At 67.6% G+C, this 15,076-nt stretch carries 20 protein-coding genes; 8 read left to right on the top strand and 12 right to left on the bottom strand.

The annotated features are described in order from the left end of the window. The first annotated feature begins 40 nt into the window (after window positions 1-40). Window positions 41-814, top strand: coding sequence for an alpha/beta hydrolase (locus tag ABT313_RS34675; RefSeq protein ID WP_350862544.1), 774 nt, complete (start codon window positions 41-43; stop codon window positions 812-814). Here the strand turns inward: ABT313_RS34675 and ABT313_RS34670 are convergent. Both ABT313_RS34670 and ABT313_RS34665 read right to left on the bottom strand, forming a co-directional pair. Further along, window positions 811-1,275 (bottom strand): cupin domain-containing protein, encoded by a 465-nt coding sequence (locus ABT313_RS34670; RefSeq protein ID WP_350862542.1) that lies wholly within the window; start codon window positions 1,273-1,275, stop codon window positions 811-813. The genes ABT313_RS34675 and ABT313_RS34670 overlap by 4 nt on opposite strands. A gap of 65 nt (window positions 1,276-1,340) precedes the next feature. After that, window positions 1,341-2,219: a phosphotransferase family protein gene (locus tag ABT313_RS34665; RefSeq protein WP_350862540.1), complete on the bottom strand. Its 879-nt coding sequence runs from the start codon at window positions 2,217-2,219 to the stop codon at window positions 1,341-1,343. 36 nt (window positions 2,220-2,255) lie between these two features. On the opposite strand from ABT313_RS34665, the gene ABT313_RS34660 reads away from it, so the two are divergent. Next, window positions 2,256-2,627 (top strand): hypothetical protein, encoded by a 372-nt coding sequence (locus ABT313_RS34660; protein WP_350862538.1) that lies wholly within the window; start codon window positions 2,256-2,258, stop codon window positions 2,625-2,627. Window positions 2,628-2,706: 79 nt separating this feature from the next. On the opposite strand, the gene ABT313_RS34655 is transcribed toward ABT313_RS34660, so the two are convergent. Both ABT313_RS34655 and ABT313_RS34650 read right to left on the bottom strand, forming a co-directional pair. Further along, window positions 2,707-3,351, bottom strand: coding sequence for a hypothetical protein (locus tag ABT313_RS34655; protein WP_350862536.1), 645 nt, complete (start codon window positions 3,349-3,351; stop codon window positions 2,707-2,709). 31 nt (window positions 3,352-3,382) lie between these two features. Then, on the bottom strand, window positions 3,383-4,270 hold the full coding sequence (locus ABT313_RS34650; protein WP_350862534.1) for an aminoglycoside phosphotransferase family protein: 888 nt from the start codon (window positions 4,268-4,270) through the stop codon (window positions 3,383-3,385). Between the two features lie 264 nt (window positions 4,271-4,534). Here ABT313_RS34650 and ABT313_RS34645 point away from each other — a divergent pair, with 264 nt between their 5' ends. From ABT313_RS34645 to ABT313_RS34635, 3 genes are read left to right on the top strand one after another with little or no spacing between them, the layout of a single operon-like run. Further along, window positions 4,535-4,840: a hypothetical protein gene (locus tag ABT313_RS34645; protein WP_350862531.1), complete on the top strand. Its 306-nt coding sequence runs from the start codon at window positions 4,535-4,537 to the stop codon at window positions 4,838-4,840. Between the two features lie 21 nt (window positions 4,841-4,861). Next, window positions 4,862-5,137, top strand: a complete 276-nt coding sequence (locus tag ABT313_RS34640) for an ankyrin repeat domain-containing protein (RefSeq protein WP_350863803.1) — start codon at window positions 4,862-4,864, stop codon at window positions 5,135-5,137. Window positions 5,138-5,189: 52 nt separating this feature from the next. Further along, window positions 5,190-5,363 (top strand): hypothetical protein, encoded by a 174-nt coding sequence (locus tag ABT313_RS34635; RefSeq protein ID WP_350862529.1) that lies wholly within the window; start codon window positions 5,190-5,192, stop codon window positions 5,361-5,363. Window positions 5,364-5,379: 16 nt separating this feature from the next. Here the strand turns inward: ABT313_RS34635 and ABT313_RS34630 are convergent, their stop codons facing one another. The 3 genes from ABT313_RS34630 to ABT313_RS34620 form a co-directional block, all read right to left on the bottom strand. After that, window positions 5,380-6,297: a M56 family metallopeptidase gene (locus ABT313_RS34630; RefSeq protein WP_350862527.1), complete on the bottom strand. Its 918-nt coding sequence runs from the start codon at window positions 6,295-6,297 to the stop codon at window positions 5,380-5,382. Beyond that, window positions 6,294-6,659: a BlaI/MecI/CopY family transcriptional regulator gene (locus ABT313_RS34625; protein ID WP_350862525.1), complete on the bottom strand. Its 366-nt coding sequence runs from the start codon at window positions 6,657-6,659 to the stop codon at window positions 6,294-6,296. Before ABT313_RS34625 ends, ABT313_RS34630 begins: the two co-directional genes overlap by 4 nt. A 79-nt stretch (window positions 6,660-6,738) precedes the next feature. Beyond that, on the bottom strand, window positions 6,739-7,560 hold the full coding sequence (locus tag ABT313_RS34620) for a class I SAM-dependent methyltransferase (protein WP_350862523.1): 822 nt from the start codon (window positions 7,558-7,560) through the stop codon (window positions 6,739-6,741). A 96-nt stretch (window positions 7,561-7,656) separates the two neighbouring features. Here ABT313_RS34620 and ABT313_RS34615 point away from each other — a divergent pair, with 96 nt between their 5' ends. The 3 genes from ABT313_RS34615 to ABT313_RS34605 are packed head-to-tail and all read left to right on the top strand — an operon-like array spanning window position 7,657 to window position 9,775. Continuing rightward, a complete protein-coding gene (locus ABT313_RS34615; protein ID WP_350862521.1) occupies window positions 7,657-8,241 on the top strand; it encodes a DUF305 domain-containing protein in 585 nt (194 codons plus the stop codon). 22 nt (window positions 8,242-8,263) lie between these two features. Continuing rightward, window positions 8,264-8,818 carry a hypothetical protein gene (locus ABT313_RS34610; protein ID WP_350862519.1) on the top strand — a complete coding sequence of 185 codons (555 nt, stop codon included), beginning with the start codon at window positions 8,264-8,266 and terminating at the stop codon, window positions 8,816-8,818. Between the two features lie 45 nt (window positions 8,819-8,863). After that, complete coding sequence (locus tag ABT313_RS34605; protein ID WP_350862517.1) at window positions 8,864-9,775, top strand: alpha/beta fold hydrolase; 912 nt, start codon at window positions 8,864-8,866, stop codon at window positions 9,773-9,775. 385 nt (window positions 9,776-10,160) lie between these two features. Here ABT313_RS34605 and ABT313_RS34600 read toward each other — a convergent pair whose 3' ends face one another. The 5 genes from ABT313_RS34600 to ABT313_RS34580 all read right to left on the bottom strand — a co-directional run bounded on the left by ABT313_RS34600 (window position 10,161) and on the right by ABT313_RS34580 (window position 14,886). Continuing rightward, on the bottom strand, window positions 10,161-11,138 hold the full coding sequence (locus tag ABT313_RS34600) for a ribose-phosphate diphosphokinase (RefSeq protein WP_350862515.1): 978 nt from the start codon (window positions 11,136-11,138) through the stop codon (window positions 10,161-10,163). A 118-nt stretch (window positions 11,139-11,256) separates the two neighbouring features. Continuing rightward, a complete protein-coding gene (locus ABT313_RS34595) occupies window positions 11,257-12,279 on the bottom strand; it encodes a threonine aldolase family protein (RefSeq protein ID WP_350862513.1) in 1,023 nt (340 codons plus the stop codon). Further along, window positions 12,276-13,649 (bottom strand): class II 3-deoxy-7-phosphoheptulonate synthase, encoded by a 1,374-nt coding sequence (locus tag ABT313_RS34590; RefSeq protein ID WP_350862511.1) that lies wholly within the window; start codon window positions 13,647-13,649, stop codon window positions 12,276-12,278. Before ABT313_RS34590 ends, ABT313_RS34595 begins: the two co-directional genes overlap by 4 nt. 43 nt (window positions 13,650-13,692) lie before the next feature. After that, the gene (locus ABT313_RS34585) at window positions 13,693-14,085 is read right to left on the bottom strand and encodes a DUF2237 family protein (RefSeq protein ID WP_350862509.1); all 393 of its coding nucleotides are present in this window, start codon (window positions 14,083-14,085) and stop codon (window positions 13,693-13,695) included. A 36-nt stretch (window positions 14,086-14,121) separates the two neighbouring features. Continuing rightward, complete coding sequence (locus tag ABT313_RS34580) at window positions 14,122-14,886, bottom strand: lysophospholipid acyltransferase family protein (RefSeq protein WP_350862507.1); 765 nt, start codon at window positions 14,884-14,886, stop codon at window positions 14,122-14,124. Between the last annotated feature and the right edge of the window lie 190 nt (window positions 14,887-15,076).

The following is a 15,076-nucleotide window of genomic DNA, read 5'->3' as shown; positions in this document are numbered from 1 at the left end:
CACCCGGTGAGTCCGCTCCGGTCGGATAGGTTTCGGCGACATGAGCGATGTCGAGCATGTTGTTCTCATCCACGGGACCTGGGGTCGCGGGAGTCACTTCCACGAGGCCCGCGCTGCCTTCGAAGACCGTGGTTTCACGGTTCATACGCCGACACTGCGCCACCACGAGCTGGATCTGGAGGAAGGTTCGGCGCAGATCGCATCGCTCAGCCTGACCGACTATGCCGACGATCTGGTCGAGGTGTGTGAGTCGCTCGACTCGCCGCCGTTGATCCTCGGGCATTCGTTGGGCGGGTTGCTGGCGCAGCTCGTCGCCGCCCGGACCAAGCACGCCGGCCTGATCGGCGTCTGCCCGGCCCCGGCGGCCGGGATCTTCGCCATGTACCCGTCGATGAGCCGTCTGTTCCTGAGCCACTACCTCCAGCCGCGCCCGTGGACCAAACCGCTCCGGCCGACCTGGGACAAGTTCCACGTCGGCGGCCGGATCACGCAGACCGATGAGGACTCCCGCGCGCTGTACGCCGACCTCGTGTGCGAGTCGGGTCGCGCGTACTGCGAGATGGCCTTCCCCCAACTCGACCGCCGCAAGGCGTCCCGCGTCGACTACGCCGCGATCAACGGCCCGGTCCTCATCTTCGGCGGCGCCCAGGACCGCACCGTCGTACCAGCAGTCTGCCGCGCAACCGCTGCGAAGTACCGCAACGCCACCTACCAGGAACTCCTCGACGCCGACCACATGATCCTGTTCGGCAACATCCTCCAAACCACCATGACCCACATCGACAACTGGCTCGCAACCAACAAGCTCCGCTAGAGCGGGTCGGTGATCGCGAGGGGTGGGCCGGCGAATTCGACCCAGTTGGCGCGGCCTATTGCTGCGAGTTCTTCTGGGTCGACGGGTTGCGATAGTTGCTGTGCCTGCTCGAAGAAGCGCTCGACGCCTGATGGGGTGGTGATGATCAGCAGGCGTCCGGCCGTGTCGCCGGTGTTCTGGAAGGCGTGCGGCACGCCGCGCGGGCCGAACGCCATGCCGCCGGTCGATGCCCGGAGCATCTCGTCGCCGGCCTTGAACCGGAACTGGCCCTCGATGACGTACCACACCTCGTCCTCGCGCAGGTGCGTGTGCACCGCCGGACCGCTGTACGGCGGTATCAGCAGCTCGAGAATGCTCAGCGAACCATTGGTCCGGAGCGTGTCGGCCATGACGACAGCCGACCCGTTGACTGGAGTCGTGTACGTGACTCCTTCACCCGCCTGCACAGCAAAGGGCTCCATGAACGTCTCCCCCTCCCCTGATTCACAGTAGGCCACTGTTCGGGAACCTGAGCAAGGAGCTGTGATCAGGTCTCGATGCCGAGCGCTGCAAATCGGTCTGCGAGATCGTCGACCCACCCCGGCGGGGTCCGGTGATCCGGCAGCGGTACGCCGGCTTCGCTGCGCCACAGCGCGTCCGCGAGCGCCGTACGCAGATGCCACGCCATCACCCGCTCGATCGACAGCTCCCGCGGGTAATGACGCATGGTGGCCGTCAGCAACTCGACGCCGGGGCCGGTGCCGGGGAAGGTACGCAGGTCGTACTCCGCATCCGCGAACCCGGCGGTCTCGAAATCCACCACCGCTCGGAGCGCCCCGCCGTCCCACACCTGGTTCCCGCCATGCAGGTCGCCGTGCACCAGCACCTGCGGACCCGGCGTCGCGAGTACGTCGTCCGTCCAGTCGCACCAGCGTACGACGTCAGCACGCTGATCCGGACGAGCCCATTTCGGGAACTGCTCCCGCAGTACATCGGTCGCGGCCGGCTGCAACGATGCCGCGGGCAGGCCGGGTCCGACCTGACCGTGCAACTCGCCCATGAACTCGGCCAGCTGCCGTCCGGCGTCGTCCCGGTCGATCGAGTCCACAATCTCGAATAGCGACTCGCCGGGCACCAACGCAGTCACCAGCAACAACGGATCGGTGCTACTGGCAACCACCTCCGGCAGGTACGGAACTGTCGGCCGCAACCTCGCCAACATGTCGATCTCATGCGCCAACCGCAGCGCCGCGGGCTCCGACCAGGCGAACTTCACGACGTACTGCTCACCCACCACCGCGCTGGCCGACCACCACGTCGGGTCGTTCTCCACCGACTCCCGAACCACCACCGGATACCCGCCGAGTCCAACCTCCGCCAACGCCTCCGCAACCGCCCCCGCCGACCCGTCCCTTAGCCATCTCACCCCACTGAGGCTAATACTGACTTTGGAGGCACCCCGATGAACAACGTCCCCGGCCTGACGGTTCAGCGCACAGTCCCGCAGATAGAACTGCACGCCCAGCTGATCGGAACCCTCGACATCGACCCAGCAACGAACTGCCTCGTAGTCCGCATGCAGGTCAGCGTCTTCGACGAGTCCCGAGCCATCGTCCACGTCGACAAACTGGTTGACGTCGCCTGGCCCGTGGGCTCAACCATCGGAATCCGCGACGGCAGACCAGCCCTCCTCGACCCAACCGGCCAAACCGTCGCCCACGTCGGCGACGAGGTCTCCGTAGGCGGAGGCTGGGTACCCACAACCAAGGCGGACGTCATCTCGTGCACAGGCCAAGACCACGTCTTCGTAGGTCACCACCCAGAACGCCTCTAGCCGACTGCTACCGCGCGTTAGGCGCCGAACCCCCTCAACATGCGCCTCCTCCAGCCGAAAGACCCAACTCCCAGCAGGTTCACGGCGTGACGGTGATCTTCAATGGTTCCGACAACAGGAAGCGCTCGTCAGTCTGCAGCGAGATGACCAGGTTCCATTCCCCCGGCGGAACCGCGTAGCCCAGCTCCGGGACTACCGAGGCCGCGCCGATCAAGACGGTCAAGCGATGACTCTGCTGGGGCTCGAGCGGCAGTCCGATGCGGCCGGCGTTGATTGGTCCGACATACCGACCAACAACGTTGCCTCTGCGATCCGTCAGGGTCGCGTGGAGGTTCCGCGAGGGGTACAGCAGCTGCGTGTGGTCGGCGCGATTCGTCACCTCCACCTCTCCGTGTGCGGATCGTCCGCTCCGGACCGACAGCGGGGAGAACGCCTCGACTACCAGCCCGGCAGCGTCGGCGGGGACTCCCGGCAGCTGGCGTGCGTACGCGCTCTCCAGCAACTCTCCGCCCGGAAAGGTCATCGCCCCAACCTGCAGGTCCACGACGTCGCCGTACGTCGCGTTCAGCGTGCCTGCGATCTCCGTCGCCCAGGCCGCCAACTGGATCCAGAACCTCCGCTCGGACCGCCGTTCGGTCTCGGGGCTCGGCCACACCACGAGCGCGCCCGGCGACTCCTCATGCAGCCGCAGGAGGTCCACGCGCAGACTCTCCCAACCCGCCATAGGCCGACGATACCGTGCGTCGTACCGAGGTCTAGGCCGTCAGGCGGTCTGCCTCCGCGAGTAGGCGACTGCCGAAGGGCTGGAAGCCGATGCTGGAGGCGTAGACGCCGCTGAAGACTCGGTGGATGGTTCCCCACTCCCAGATGGCGGTGGCGTCGACGCCGGTGCGGGAAGCCAAGTGTTTGGTGCGGGCTCGGAGGTCGTCGCCGAGGTCGGGGTTGCAGCGCACGATGGTGCCGAGATCGCAGGCCGGCTCTGCTCGAAGCCCGGTTGGGTCGATGAGTTTGTAGCTGCCGTCACTGGCCTGCAGCGCGTTCATCTCGTGGACGTCGCCGTGGACCAGAACCGCGGTCCGATCGTCGTGGGCGGCGCGACGACGCTTCATGCAATCCAGCGCATCCGCCACAGTCGCCGGCGAACACGGTCGCCCCGCCTGCTCCCAGAGCTGCGGCAGCCGATCGGCGTACTGCTCGGCCAGCATCGCGCCGGTTCGAAGCTCCACGTCCGGCCCGACCGGACGCCACAGGCGCACAGCCACATCGCACAGCAAGTCGTGGCGGCTCGCAGGATCGGCCACGACGTCGTACATCGGAGCCCCAAGGCGCTCCAGCAGAAGGGCTTGCCGCCCAAGGTCCTCGAGCAACAGCCGGGCGCAGCCCTCTCCGTCGGCCAGGCGCATCACTGTGGCCTCCGGCCCGACATCGCGGCCTGGTACGCCGACCTTGAGAACCGCCGGAGTCCCGTCAGCCAGCGTGGCTTCGACGGCGAGCGCAGCGTGACCACCCGCGAAGCTGGACCCGATCACCAGCGACCAATCCTCAGCCAGCGACTCGACCACGCCTGGCAGCTCGTCCAGCCAGGAATCGTTGCCGTCGGACACGACCGTCCTGCGGACCTGGTCAGGAATGTCGAGGCTCATGTCATCAGCCTAGTTATCAAAAGGCGCGCCAAGTGTGCCCAAACACGTGCTGGACGTGGACAAATGGAGTGACGCACAAACAATCTTCGCAGTGGGATTGATCAATCTCGGCCTGGCCTTCGTCATCCGGTACGCCCTCCTGGACTCCAGCACCAGAACACCGAGCACAGGCTCGGCCGTCGCGGGAGCAGTCCTCCTTGCGATTCCCTTCGTACTCATCACCTTCAGGAGCCTGGGCACACCCGCAAAGGCATAGTCGTTGGCATGAACGACCTTCCCAGCCTCCTAACAGCCATCGCAACAGGCGACCGTCAGGCCGTGACGGCCGCGCTCGACGCCGTACCGTCGCTGGTGACGGCACGTTTGGCGCGCCCCGACGAGTTCTTCCTCGAGCAATGCCAAGCTCAGCTCTACGAAGGCGACACCGCCCTGCATGCCGCAGCATTCGCGTACGACGTCAGCCTCGCCCGCGACCTGCTCATCCGCGGCGCCAGCCTCACCGCCCGAAACCGCCGCGGCGCGGAACCCTTGCACGCCGCGGCCAACGGCGTACCCGGCTCAGCAAACTGAAACCCGACAGCGCAGCGAGCCATCATCAAGTTCCTCGTCGAAGCGGGCGCCAATCCGAATGCAACTGCCGCCGGCGGCGTCACTCCCCTCCACCGAGCAGTACGCAACCGCTGCTCAGCCGCCGTCGACCAACTCCTCCACGCGGGCGCCGACCCCCACCTACCGAACGACCACGGCTCAACCCCGTCCGACCTTGCCCACCTCACCACTGGCCGAGGCGGAACCGGCTCGGACGAAGCAAAAGCCGAACAGCAACTCATCCTCGCTCTGCTCCACAAAGCTGTCGCTCCGGAATAGCGGGTGGGTACTTAGAAGGTACTTCCGCCCGATCGCACGAAGGAGCATCCAAATGTTCGCGATCATCGCCGCCGTCATCTTCGGCCTGGCCCTCATCCTGGACTGGGCCGACGCCCGCGTCAGCGACGCGTTCACGCCGCAGACGTTGCTGATGGCCGGCCTCCTCTGCATCGCCCTCCACCTCGCCGGCATCGGCACAACCCGCCGCTGGGGCCGCCGCCGCTGACCAACACAGTCCCGCATCAGAACAGGTGCGGGCACGCCACCAGACTGGCTGCGAAGAGAGTCGGAACGATGATGACCAAGAACGGCATGGTCATCAACGACAGTACGGCTCCCGCTCCGCCGATGCGCGTCGCCACCGGCAAGGGTTCGGGTGGTGTCATCAACCGTTCGACGCGCGCGGCCACCGACCCACCGGACGCGGCCAGACCGACGGCTGGTGCGCGACCGCAACTCAGGGCAGCGATGGCCGTAGCCAGACTGTCCCCTGAAACGCGTCGAACCGCCTGGTCATCGGCCAGCAGTTCGACAAGGTTTCCGGTGACTTCGCGGATCCGCCCGAACAACGGCAACGCCCCGAAAGCGTGCCGCAGTACGTCGGCCCACGCGACAAGCAGGTGATGACGGCCGGCCAGGTGCGCCCGCTCGTGGGTCAGCACGGCTCGCAGTTCCACGTCGTCGAGGACGGTGACGGCGCCGCTGGTGAGCACGATCTGGCGCGCGCCGGGTACGCAGTACGCAGCAGGCACGTCAGCCGGGAGGATCGTTGCGTCCAGCTCGGAGTCGTGCCGTCCGAGCAGGCTCAGCAACTCGAGGTGACGTCGCTGCTCCGAACGTCTGATCCGGAGCAGCCGTACGGCGGCGAATCCGACACGTCCAACGACCAGTGCGGGGACGACGAGGGTTGCTCCCGCAATGAGCATGTCCGAACCGCCCTTGCCGTCGGTCAGCGCCGCCAGCCAGACGCGCAACATCCCGCCGTCCGCGAAACAGGCGACCGTGGCCAGCGTGGCCGCCGACAGTGCCGAGACTGCGCTGGTGTGCCAGAGCGTCAAGGCCAGCCGCGGCGACCGGTCGAGCCACCGACCGCCGAGCAGCCGGGGTATCGCCACGGCCAGTACGGCGGCGTACCCGAAGAGTGCGGCGGTGAGCGTCATTGCCGACCGGGCTTCCGGGACCGTAGGGCGCGCCGGATAGCGTCGGCCTCCTCGGGTGTCGCGCTCTCGACGAACCGCAGCAAAGTGCCGGCCTGGTCGCCGCTGTCGGTGAGGATCTGGCGCATCAGTTCGGCGTTGTACTCCTGCCGCGAGGCGACCGGTTCGTACCGGTAAGCACGGCCTTCACGTTCCCGCGTCAGCCAGCCTTTGCGGTGCAGGTTGTCCATCACCGTCATCACCGTGGTGTAGGCCAGGTCGCGATCCCTGTTGAGGTCGTCCAGCACCTCGCGTACGACGGCCGGGCGGCCCCAGGACCATAGCCGCTCCATCACCGCCGCCTCGAGCTCACCGAACCCGCGCACCGGACCCCTCCGCCTCGATGTCGATCATCCCCCGCGGACAACTACGGTAGATAGTAGGTCAGTGCGGCCTTTCTGTACATCAAGACGGCCGTGCCGCGACGAGGTACGCCGTACCGAGGTGGCGGCGCGGGCCGCGGCTGATGGTTGTCCCGGGACGGCTGCGCCATCGCGTCGTCCAACGGCGCACGATCTGGTCGAGCGGAGGCACGAGCGCGTTCAGGTCGTAGTACGCCACGTCTTCGTCCTGCAGTCCGCTGGCGCGCAGGGCGTTGACGAGCCGCCGTCGGACGGCGGTGCGGAAGCCCTTCGCCGGGGATCCTCTGCGACGTCCCGGTGGCACTCCGATCAGCGCCTGCAGACGCGGAATCTGGCGTAACAGCGGCCAGTAGATCCACCACTCGAACAGGTGGTACGGGCTGACCTGGTTGAGCATCGTGACGATGACGAGCCCGCCAGGTCGTACGACGCGTGCCAGTTCCGGCAGGGCGCGGTCGATGTCGACGTACTCGAGCACGCCTGCGGCTATGACGACGTCGAAGCTGGCGCTGCGGAAGGGCAGTTCCTCAATGCTCGCCAGTGACAACCGGACGTCGCGTGAACCCGGGCGCCCCCACAGCCGCGCTCTGGCGGCGTGAAGCATCTCCGCGGATACGTCGCATGCCGTGATCGCGAACGCGCCGGGGCGACTGTCCAGCAGGTGCTCGACGAGCGCGCCTGGTCCGCAGCCGACGTCGAGAAGGTCCCCGGTGGTCACCTGCAGGCATTGGTCGATGAGGTGGATGCGCGAGCGGAAGTACCGCGCGGACGGCCCCCAGCCGTTGTGATCGGCGGCGTACTGCGTGCCGGCGGTTCGCTTCAGGAACCACTCCTGGTCGGGACTGCGTTCGTCGAGTCCTGTCATGTTCCCCCCTGACACCCGGATACTACTATGCTGAATAGTAGTAATCGAGGGCGGCGTAGGGAAGGACACAACTTCATGAAGTGCAGTACACGGGGCGTGCTCGTGGCGATCGCATGTTGTGCGACCGGGCTCGGGCTGGTTGCCTGCGGCAACGACGAGGAGTCAGGGCCGGGCATGCATCACAGCACGACGGCCCCCGCCGACACGGCGCCGGCGGATCACAACGCTGCCGATGTCACGTTCGCGACCGCGATGATCCCGCACCACCAGCAGGCGGTGCAGATGGCCGATCAGGCGTTGAAGAAGGCAACGAACGCACAGGTCAAGCAACTGGCAACGGCGATCAAGGCGGCGCAAGCCCCCGAGATCGAGGAGATGTCGGCCTGGCTCAAAGGCTGGGACCAGATGGTGCCGACCCCGGGAATGGGCCACTCGATGGCATCCGGCGAGGGCATGATGACCACGGAAGAGATGATGGCCCTCGGCAACCAAACCGGCGCCGCCTTCGACAAGATGTGGGTACGGATGATGATCACCCACCACCAGGGCGCGGTCGCGATGGCAAAGATGGAACAAACCTCCGGCCAAAACCCGAAGAGCAAGCAACTGGCCCAACAGATCGAACGAGGCCAAACCACCGAAATCACCACCATGCAAAAACTCCTCACCACCCTGCCATAGCCTGGTCTGGGAGGTGGTTGGTATGCGTTATCGGGAGGGTCCGGCGACAGCCTCGCCAGATCTGCCGGTCGTGCGGGAGTGGGTCGAGCGCAATCCGAACGCGGATGCCACGCTCACGGAGACTGTCGAGCACGGCGGTGAGCGGGTCGTCCTGGTCATCAGCATTCCGGTGCATGAGCAGATGGTCCGGGCACAGCGTGAGGTTTCCCCGCTCGTGCGGTTCCCCGAGTTGTTGCGATTCAGGCGCCGGCGGCCGGCCGAACAGGAGATCGAATGGACCCTGCAATGGGTGTTGGGCCTCATGCGCAGGCAGGAGGACCTCAACCTGCCCACCAAGGTCACCTCGACGGGGCCTCACCCGGTGTCCGGGCTCATCATGATCACGCTTGACCGCGTCGACCCTACGTACGCCGCCGAGCTCGAAGCCCGCGGCAACGGCCTCACCATCGTCCTGCCCGACCCGGTGAACCCGGTCCCGCTGGCGGTTGCGCACGACTGGTGGCCGCCGGACCGAGTCCCGGACGCAGCAAGTCCGACCTGGGCCACAGTGGAGAAGCCACGCGCCGACCTCCCGTGATGGTCCACTGACTCGCGGCGCTATGTGGTCGGGCATACTGCCGGGATGCGGGTGGCTGTCGACCATGTGTCTCTCTACTTCGATGTCGACGGCTGTGGCTTAATCGCTGAGGGAGACGCGATGCTGTCGCGGCCGACTCTGCTACTCCTGCACGGCGGACCCGGTGCGGATCACAGCCTGTTCAAACCAGAGTTCTCGGTGCTCGCCGACGTCGCTCAGGTGATCTACCTCGATCAGCGCGGTTCAGGCCGTTCCGACCACAGCACCGCGGAGAATTGGACATGGACGCGCTGGGCCGACGACGTCGCCGCGTTCTGTGAGGCACTCGATGTCCGTGCCCCGGTGCTGGTGGGTTCCTCCAGCGGCGGCAGGGTCGCGATCGAGTGTGCGGCTCGGCATCCGGATCTGGTCGCGGGTCTGGTCTTGGAGAGCACTCTCGGCGTGCCCACCTCTCTCGACGAGAGCCTCGAAGTATTCGAGCGCCGCGGAGGGCAGGCAGCCCGAGATGCTGCCGCCAGATATCTGGGCGGTGACACCAGCCCTTCGGCGAGCAAGGCGTGGGCGGATCATGGGTTGCCGTTGTACGCCGGCACCTCGGACGGCGACATAGCCTCGCGCAAGGCACGGGCGCTGATCAACGACGAGGTCCAGGCGCACTTCCGGGCGGGCGGGTGCGGGCCTGCCGAACTGACCGCAGCTCTCGCGACCGCGGTGACCTGCCCGACGCTGGTCCTAGCGGGCGAGGACGACCCGGTGTCGCCCGCCGCCGCGGCCCGGCGATTGCCTGCGGTACTCAGCAACACCACCACCCAGGTAGAGGTGCTGGCGGGAGTGGGCCACGGAGTGTTCCGCCAAGCGCCGCAGAAGGCTTTCGACGCCCTACGCACATTCCTTCGCGACATCCCGGCCGCGCGACACGACGACTATGGGCACCACCTAGAGATCCCCGGATCCTAGCCATGGCGCGTTCATCGACGCACGCAAACAACACGCATGGCACTGCAGTTGCGTGGCTGACGTTCTCTCAGGTCGGTTCTGCGTGATAGCAGGCGGGTCAGCAAGATTGCGTATGACAGCGGCATCGCGTACGGGCGTTCACGTCGCCGACCAGTACGGTCCGCTTGGCTGCAGGGACTCGGTCGTGGTCGAACGCGGGCGGCAGCCCGCAAAATCCGGCGACAGCCGGAAGGGATGCACCGGCGATAAGCCGGGGGGCGGGCGGGTGCGGGCATAGCAGGCGCGCTGAGGAGCGCAGCGACGAAGAAAGCGACTGCGGAGCACGCGGGGTTGATCACCCTTCCCCGGGACCTGCTTGCCTGCGGAGCGGGCGGGGGCCTGAGTTTTAGAAGGGGAGTTTGGGTTGGGGTGGGGCGTGGGTGGGGTCTACGCCGTCGAAGAGGCTGCTGACTGATTCGCCGTCGTGGATTCGTTTGATGGCTTGGGCGAAGAGGCCGGCTACCGAGGTGATCTCGAGTTCGGGGAAGCCGTCGGGGCGGGGGACGGTGTCGGTGCTGATGACTTCGGTGATGGACGGGTGGGACCTCAACCGTTCGACGGCGGCGCCGGCGAAGAGGCCGTGGGTGCAGGCGACGGCGGCCGACGTACAGCCTCGGTCCTTGAGGCGGTCGAGGAGTTCGATGATGGACCCGCCGGTGGCGATCTCGTCGTCGAGGATGATGGCGCGTTTGCCGGCCACGTCGCCGACGATGGCGTCGATCACGACCCGGTCGTCGGCGAGGCGCTGCTTGCTGCCGGCGGCGACCGGCGTACCCAGCAACCGGGCGAACTGGGTCGCGGTCTTCGCGTTGCCCAGGTCGGGGCTGACGACGACGGTGTCGCTCAGGTCGCGGCCGCGGAAGTGGTCGGCGAGTACGCCGATCGCGGTCAGGTGGTCGACCGGTACGGAGAAGAACCCGTGGACCTGCGGCGCGTGCAGCGCCATGGTCAACACACGATTAGCGCCCGCGGTGGTCAGCATGTCCGCGACGAGGCGGCCGCCGATCGAGATGCGGGATGCGTCCTTCTTGTCCGAGCGCGCGTACGCGTAGTGCGGGATGACCGCGGTGATCTGCTGCGCGGACGCGCCGCGGGCGGCGTCGATCATCAGCAGGAGCTCCATCAGGTGCTCCTGCGTCGGCGGCACCAGCGGTTGCACGATGTACACGTCTCGTTGCCGGCAGTTCGCCTGGAGTTGGACCTGCAGGCAGTCATTGCTGAAACGATGGATCTCTACCGGCGAAAGCGGTACGCCGAGATCACTACAGATCTGCTCCGCCAACTCGGTGTGGGCACTTCCGCTGAACACGACGATCTCTCGCACGGCTCTCCCCGAACGCTGCGACCCCGACAGCGGCAGCCTACCTGGCGCGTACGCGCGCGGAACGACGAGGGCAGCACGCAGCGACCGCATCGAGCGGAAAGCTCAACACTCGTGACGATCAGCTGACGATGCGGGCCAGGACTTCCGCCGCCGTCCGGCAGTCCTCGGCGGATGCGTCGAGGTGCGTGACGACGCGGAGTTGCGTCGCACCGACGCCACCGACCAGTACTCCGGCGTCCCGGGCAGCGGCCACCACCTCGGCGACGGTGCGACCGGTGGCGGCGAGATCGGCGACGACGATGTTCGTCTCGACCTGATCCGGCTTCACCGAGCCGGGCGCGGCATCCGCCAGCACGGAAGCGATCGCGCACGCGTTCGCGTGGTCGGAAGCCAGCCGCTCGACGTTGTGCTCGAGGGCGTACAACCCGGCAGCAGCCAGTACGCCGGCCTGTCGCCAGCCGGCACCCAGACGCTTGCGCCACACGCGAGCCTCGCGGATCAGGTCCGTCGACCCGACGAGCACCGAGCCGACCGGTGCTCCGAGGCCCTTCGACAGGCAGACGCTGGCCGCGGCCGCTCGGGATGCGTAGGAGGCTGGTGTCCGGCCGGTGGCGACGGCTGCGTTCCACAGGCGGGCGCCGTCCAGGTGCAGCGGGATGTCCCGAGCATCCAGCTCGTCGGCGAGAGCGTCGTACCCGTGCTGGATCGCGCCGCCGCCGAAGTTGTGCGTGTTCTCGACCGAGACCGCTGACGTGGTGACGAAGTACGGCCCGAGGTCGGGCGCGATCAGCGACCGGATCTGCTCGAGGTCGATCTGCCCGGCCGGCGCGCTCCACGTCCGTGTGGTGACACCGCTGGCAGCCGCGTGCGAGCCGAGCTCGGCGCGGACGATGTGCGCGGACGCCTCGCAGAGCACCTCGCCGCCGCGCGGGACCAGCGCCCGTACGCCGAGCACGTTCGCGAGCGAGCCCGTCACCGTGAACAACCCGGCCTCGTGCCCGAGCAGCCCCGCGACGTGCTCCTCGAGCTGGTTGACCGTCGGGTCCTCGCCGTACACGTCGTCGCCGACAGCCGCGGACGTCATCGCCGACAGCATCGAGGCCGACGGGCGGGTGACGGTGTCCGACCGGAGATCGATCATGCCTGCGCGCCCCGCAGCCGCTCCGCGACCAGGAAGGCGAGCTCCAGCGACTGGTGCCGGTTCAGCCGCGGGTCGCAGGCCGTCTCGTACCGGTTGACGAGGTCCTCCGCGACCAGCTCCTCACCGCCGCCGAGGCACTCGGTGACGTCGTCGCCGGTCAGCTCCATGTGGACGCCGCCCGGCCACGTCCCGACCTGCTCGTGCGCGTCGAAGAAGCCCTGGACCTCGTCCATCACGTCGTCGAAGTTGCGGGTCTTGTACCCGTTCGGCGTCTCGAACGTGTTCCCGTGCATCGGGTCGCACACCCACGCGATCGGCGAGCCGTGGTCACGCACAGCCTCGAGCAGCGGCGGCAGCGCCGAGCGGATCTTGCCCGCGCCCATCCGCGTGATGAAGGTCAGCCGCCCCTCGACCCCCTTCGGGTTCAGCTTGTCGATCAGCGCCCGGATGTACTCCGGAGTCGTGGTCGGCCCGATCTTGACGCCGAGCGGGTTCGACAGCGAGGCCAGGAACTCGACGTGCGCGCCGTCCAGCTGACGGGTCCGCTCCCCCACCCAGAGCAGGTGGCCGGACACGTCGTACGGCTGCTCGGTCCGCGAGTCGATCCGGGTCAGGGCGTGTTCGTACTCGAGGATCAGCGCCTCGTGCGACGCGTAGAAGTCGACGGTCCGGAACTCGTCGGACGTCGCGCCGCAGGCCCGCATGAACGCCAGCGCCCGCTCGATCTCCGACGCCAGCTGCTCGTAGCGGCGGCCGACCGGCGACGACTTCACGAAGTCCGTGTTCCAGGCGTGCACCTGGTGGAGATCGGCGTACCCACCGGTGGTGAACGCGCGGGTCAGGTTCAGCGTCGCTGCCGCCGCGTTGTACACACCGCGCAGCCGCTGAGGGTCCGGGATCCGCGACTCGGGCGTGAAGTCGAAACCGTTCACCGCGTCGCCGCGGTACGACGGCAACGTCACGCCGTCCCGGGTCTCCTCACCGGACGAACGCGGCTTCGCGTACTGCCCGGCGATCCGGCCGATCTTCACCACCGGCACGCTCGCGGCGTACTGCAGGACGACCGACATCTGCAGGAGCACCCGGAGCTTGGCCCGGATGTTCTCCGCGGTCACGCCGGCGAACGTCTCGGCGCAGTCGCCGCCCTGCAGGATGAACGCCTCGCCGCGGGCGACCGCGCCGATCTTCGTGGTCAGGTCGTCGCACTCACCGGCGAACACCAGCGGCGGCAGCGTCCGGAGCTCGGCGATCACCTGGTCGAGCACGGCCCCGTCCGGCCACTCCGGCTGCTGCAGCGGCTTGAGCCCGCGCAGCTCGTCCAGACTCGGAACTCCCGGCACTTCCCCGGCCGTCAACGTCGCGAATTGCATGGGCCCAACTGTAGGCCAGAGCCCGGAACCGAGCGTGACCGTCTCAGGTCAACGAGCCCGGATCGGACGGTACGTCGACCGCGTGCTCGCGGAGCGCGGTCAACGGGATCGTGTCGAGCGTCCGGGCGTGCGTCGAGGCGAGTACGACGGGAGACGCGGCCCCGGCGTGGTACGCCTGGAGCCAGCGGGCAGCGACCACGCACCAGCGGTCGCCCGGCTCCAGACCCGGGAAGTTGTACTCGGGCCGGGGTGTGATCAGGTCGTTCCCGACCGAGGCCTGGTGGGCGAGGAAGTCCGCCGTCACCACCGCGCAGACGGTGTGGCTGCCGAGGTCCTCGGGGCCGCTCGTGCAGCAGCCGTCGCGGTAGAAGCCGGTGACCGGGTCGGTCCCGCACTCCTGCAACGGCTCACCCAGCACGTTCAGGTCGCTGTCCATGGCGACATCTTCGCCCGGGACCGGCCCCGACCCGGGTCAGCTCGCCTTGGTGTCGCCGAGTCGCAGGTGCTCGTCGACGGATTCGCCGGCCTTGATCAGCTCCTTGGCCTTGTCGGCGTACATGTCGACGTACTCCTGGCCGGACAGCTCCATCAGCGCGTACATGATCTCGTCGGTGACCGAGCGCAGTACGAAGCGGTCCCGCTCCATGCCCTCGTAGCGGGAGAAGTCCAGCGGCTTGCCGAACGCGACGCCCGGACGGACCAGGCGCGGCAGCAGCCGGCCCTTCTCGCGGTAGAAGAAGTTCGGCCGGATCGTGCCCGGCGGCTGCAGCTTCTCGGTGTCGATCATCGCCACCGGGATCACCGGGACGCCGGCCACGATCGCCATCCGCGCGACGCCGGTCTTGCCCTTGTACAGCCGGCCGTCGGGCGAGCGGGTGCCCTCGGGGTAGATCCCGAACAGGCCGCCCTTCTCGAGGATGCTCAGACCGGTGTTCAGCGCGGCCAGCGAGGCGCGCCCGCCGGACCGGTCGATCGGGATCTGGCCAACCGACCGGAAGAACGTCGCGACCAGCTTGCCCTTCAGGCCGGGACCGGTGAAGTACTCCGATTTGGCCGGGAAGACGATCTGCCGCGGTACCGAGACCGGCAGGAAGATCGAGTCGCAGAACGCCAGGTGGTTGCTGACCAGCAACGCCGGGCCGTCGGTCGGCACGTGCTCGAGCCCGGTCACCTTGGGCCGGAAGAGCAGCTTGATCAATGGCGCGACCAGGAACCGTCTCAGGAACAGGTACAGCATCCGCCTCGACCTCCGTCACTCGCCCGACACCCGGACACTACGTTCCAGCTTCCCCCTCAGGCAATGTCACCGCCAGGAATGTGGGTGTTGCTCACCGTGTTGTCACCTGGATGCAGACTGGATGCAGACTGAATGCGGGCCAGATGCGACGATTGACGTGCGCCCTGGCCGGTCTCCGGTCCGGGCGTCT

This window comes from Kribbella sp. NPDC000426, from assembly GCF_040300265.1.
In the GTDB taxonomy this organism is placed as follows: Bacteria; Actinomycetota; Actinomycetes; order Propionibacteriales; family Kribbellaceae; genus Kribbella.
This window is presented reverse-complemented; position numbering and strand designations above follow the sequence as displayed.

What these genes read in the sequence shown, in the direction of transcription:
- ABT313_RS34635 (WP_350862529.1), top strand. Translation starts at nt 5,190, where the DNA reads ATGTTCGCGATCATCGCCGCCGTCATCTTCGGCCTGGCCCTCATCCTG.
- ABT313_RS34590 (WP_350862511.1), bottom strand. Translation starts at nt 13,649, where the DNA reads ATGCAATTCGCGACGTTGACGGCCGGGGAAGTGCCGGGAGTTCCGAGT.
- ABT313_RS34605 (WP_350862517.1), top strand. Translation starts at nt 8,864, where the DNA reads ATGCGGGTGGCTGTCGACCATGTGTCTCTCTACTTCGATGTCGACGGC.
- ABT313_RS34645 (WP_350862531.1), top strand. Translation starts at nt 4,535, where the DNA reads ATGAACGACCTTCCCAGCCTCCTAACAGCCATCGCAACAGGCGACCGT.
- ABT313_RS34585 (WP_350862509.1), bottom strand. Translation starts at nt 14,085, where the DNA reads ATGGACAGCGACCTGAACGTGCTGGGTGAGCCGTTGCAGGAGTGCGGG.
- ABT313_RS34675 (WP_350862544.1), top strand. Translation starts at nt 41, where the DNA reads ATGAGCGATGTCGAGCATGTTGTTCTCATCCACGGGACCTGGGGTCGC.
- ABT313_RS34670 (WP_350862542.1), bottom strand. Translation starts at nt 1,275, where the DNA reads ATGGAGCCCTTTGCTGTGCAGGCGGGTGAAGGAGTCACGTACACGACT.
- ABT313_RS34620 (WP_350862523.1), bottom strand. Translation starts at nt 7,560, where the DNA reads ATGACAGGACTCGACGAACGCAGTCCCGACCAGGAGTGGTTCCTGAAG.
- ABT313_RS34610 (WP_350862519.1), top strand. Translation starts at nt 8,264, where the DNA reads ATGCGTTATCGGGAGGGTCCGGCGACAGCCTCGCCAGATCTGCCGGTC.
- ABT313_RS34660 (WP_350862538.1), top strand. Translation starts at nt 2,256, where the DNA reads ATGAACAACGTCCCCGGCCTGACGGTTCAGCGCACAGTCCCGCAGATA.
- ABT313_RS34595 (WP_350862513.1), bottom strand. Translation starts at nt 12,279, where the DNA reads ATGATCGATCTCCGGTCGGACACCGTCACCCGCCCGTCGGCCTCGATG.
- ABT313_RS34655 (WP_350862536.1), bottom strand. Translation starts at nt 3,351, where the DNA reads ATGGCGGGTTGGGAGAGTCTGCGCGTGGACCTCCTGCGGCTGCATGAG.
- ABT313_RS34630 (WP_350862527.1), bottom strand. Translation starts at nt 6,297, where the DNA reads ATGACGCTCACCGCCGCACTCTTCGGGTACGCCGCCGTACTGGCCGTG.
- ABT313_RS34580 (WP_350862507.1), bottom strand. Translation starts at nt 14,886, where the DNA reads ATGCTGTACCTGTTCCTGAGACGGTTCCTGGTCGCGCCATTGATCAAG.
- ABT313_RS34650 (WP_350862534.1), bottom strand. Translation starts at nt 4,270, where the DNA reads ATGAGCCTCGACATTCCTGACCAGGTCCGCAGGACGGTCGTGTCCGAC.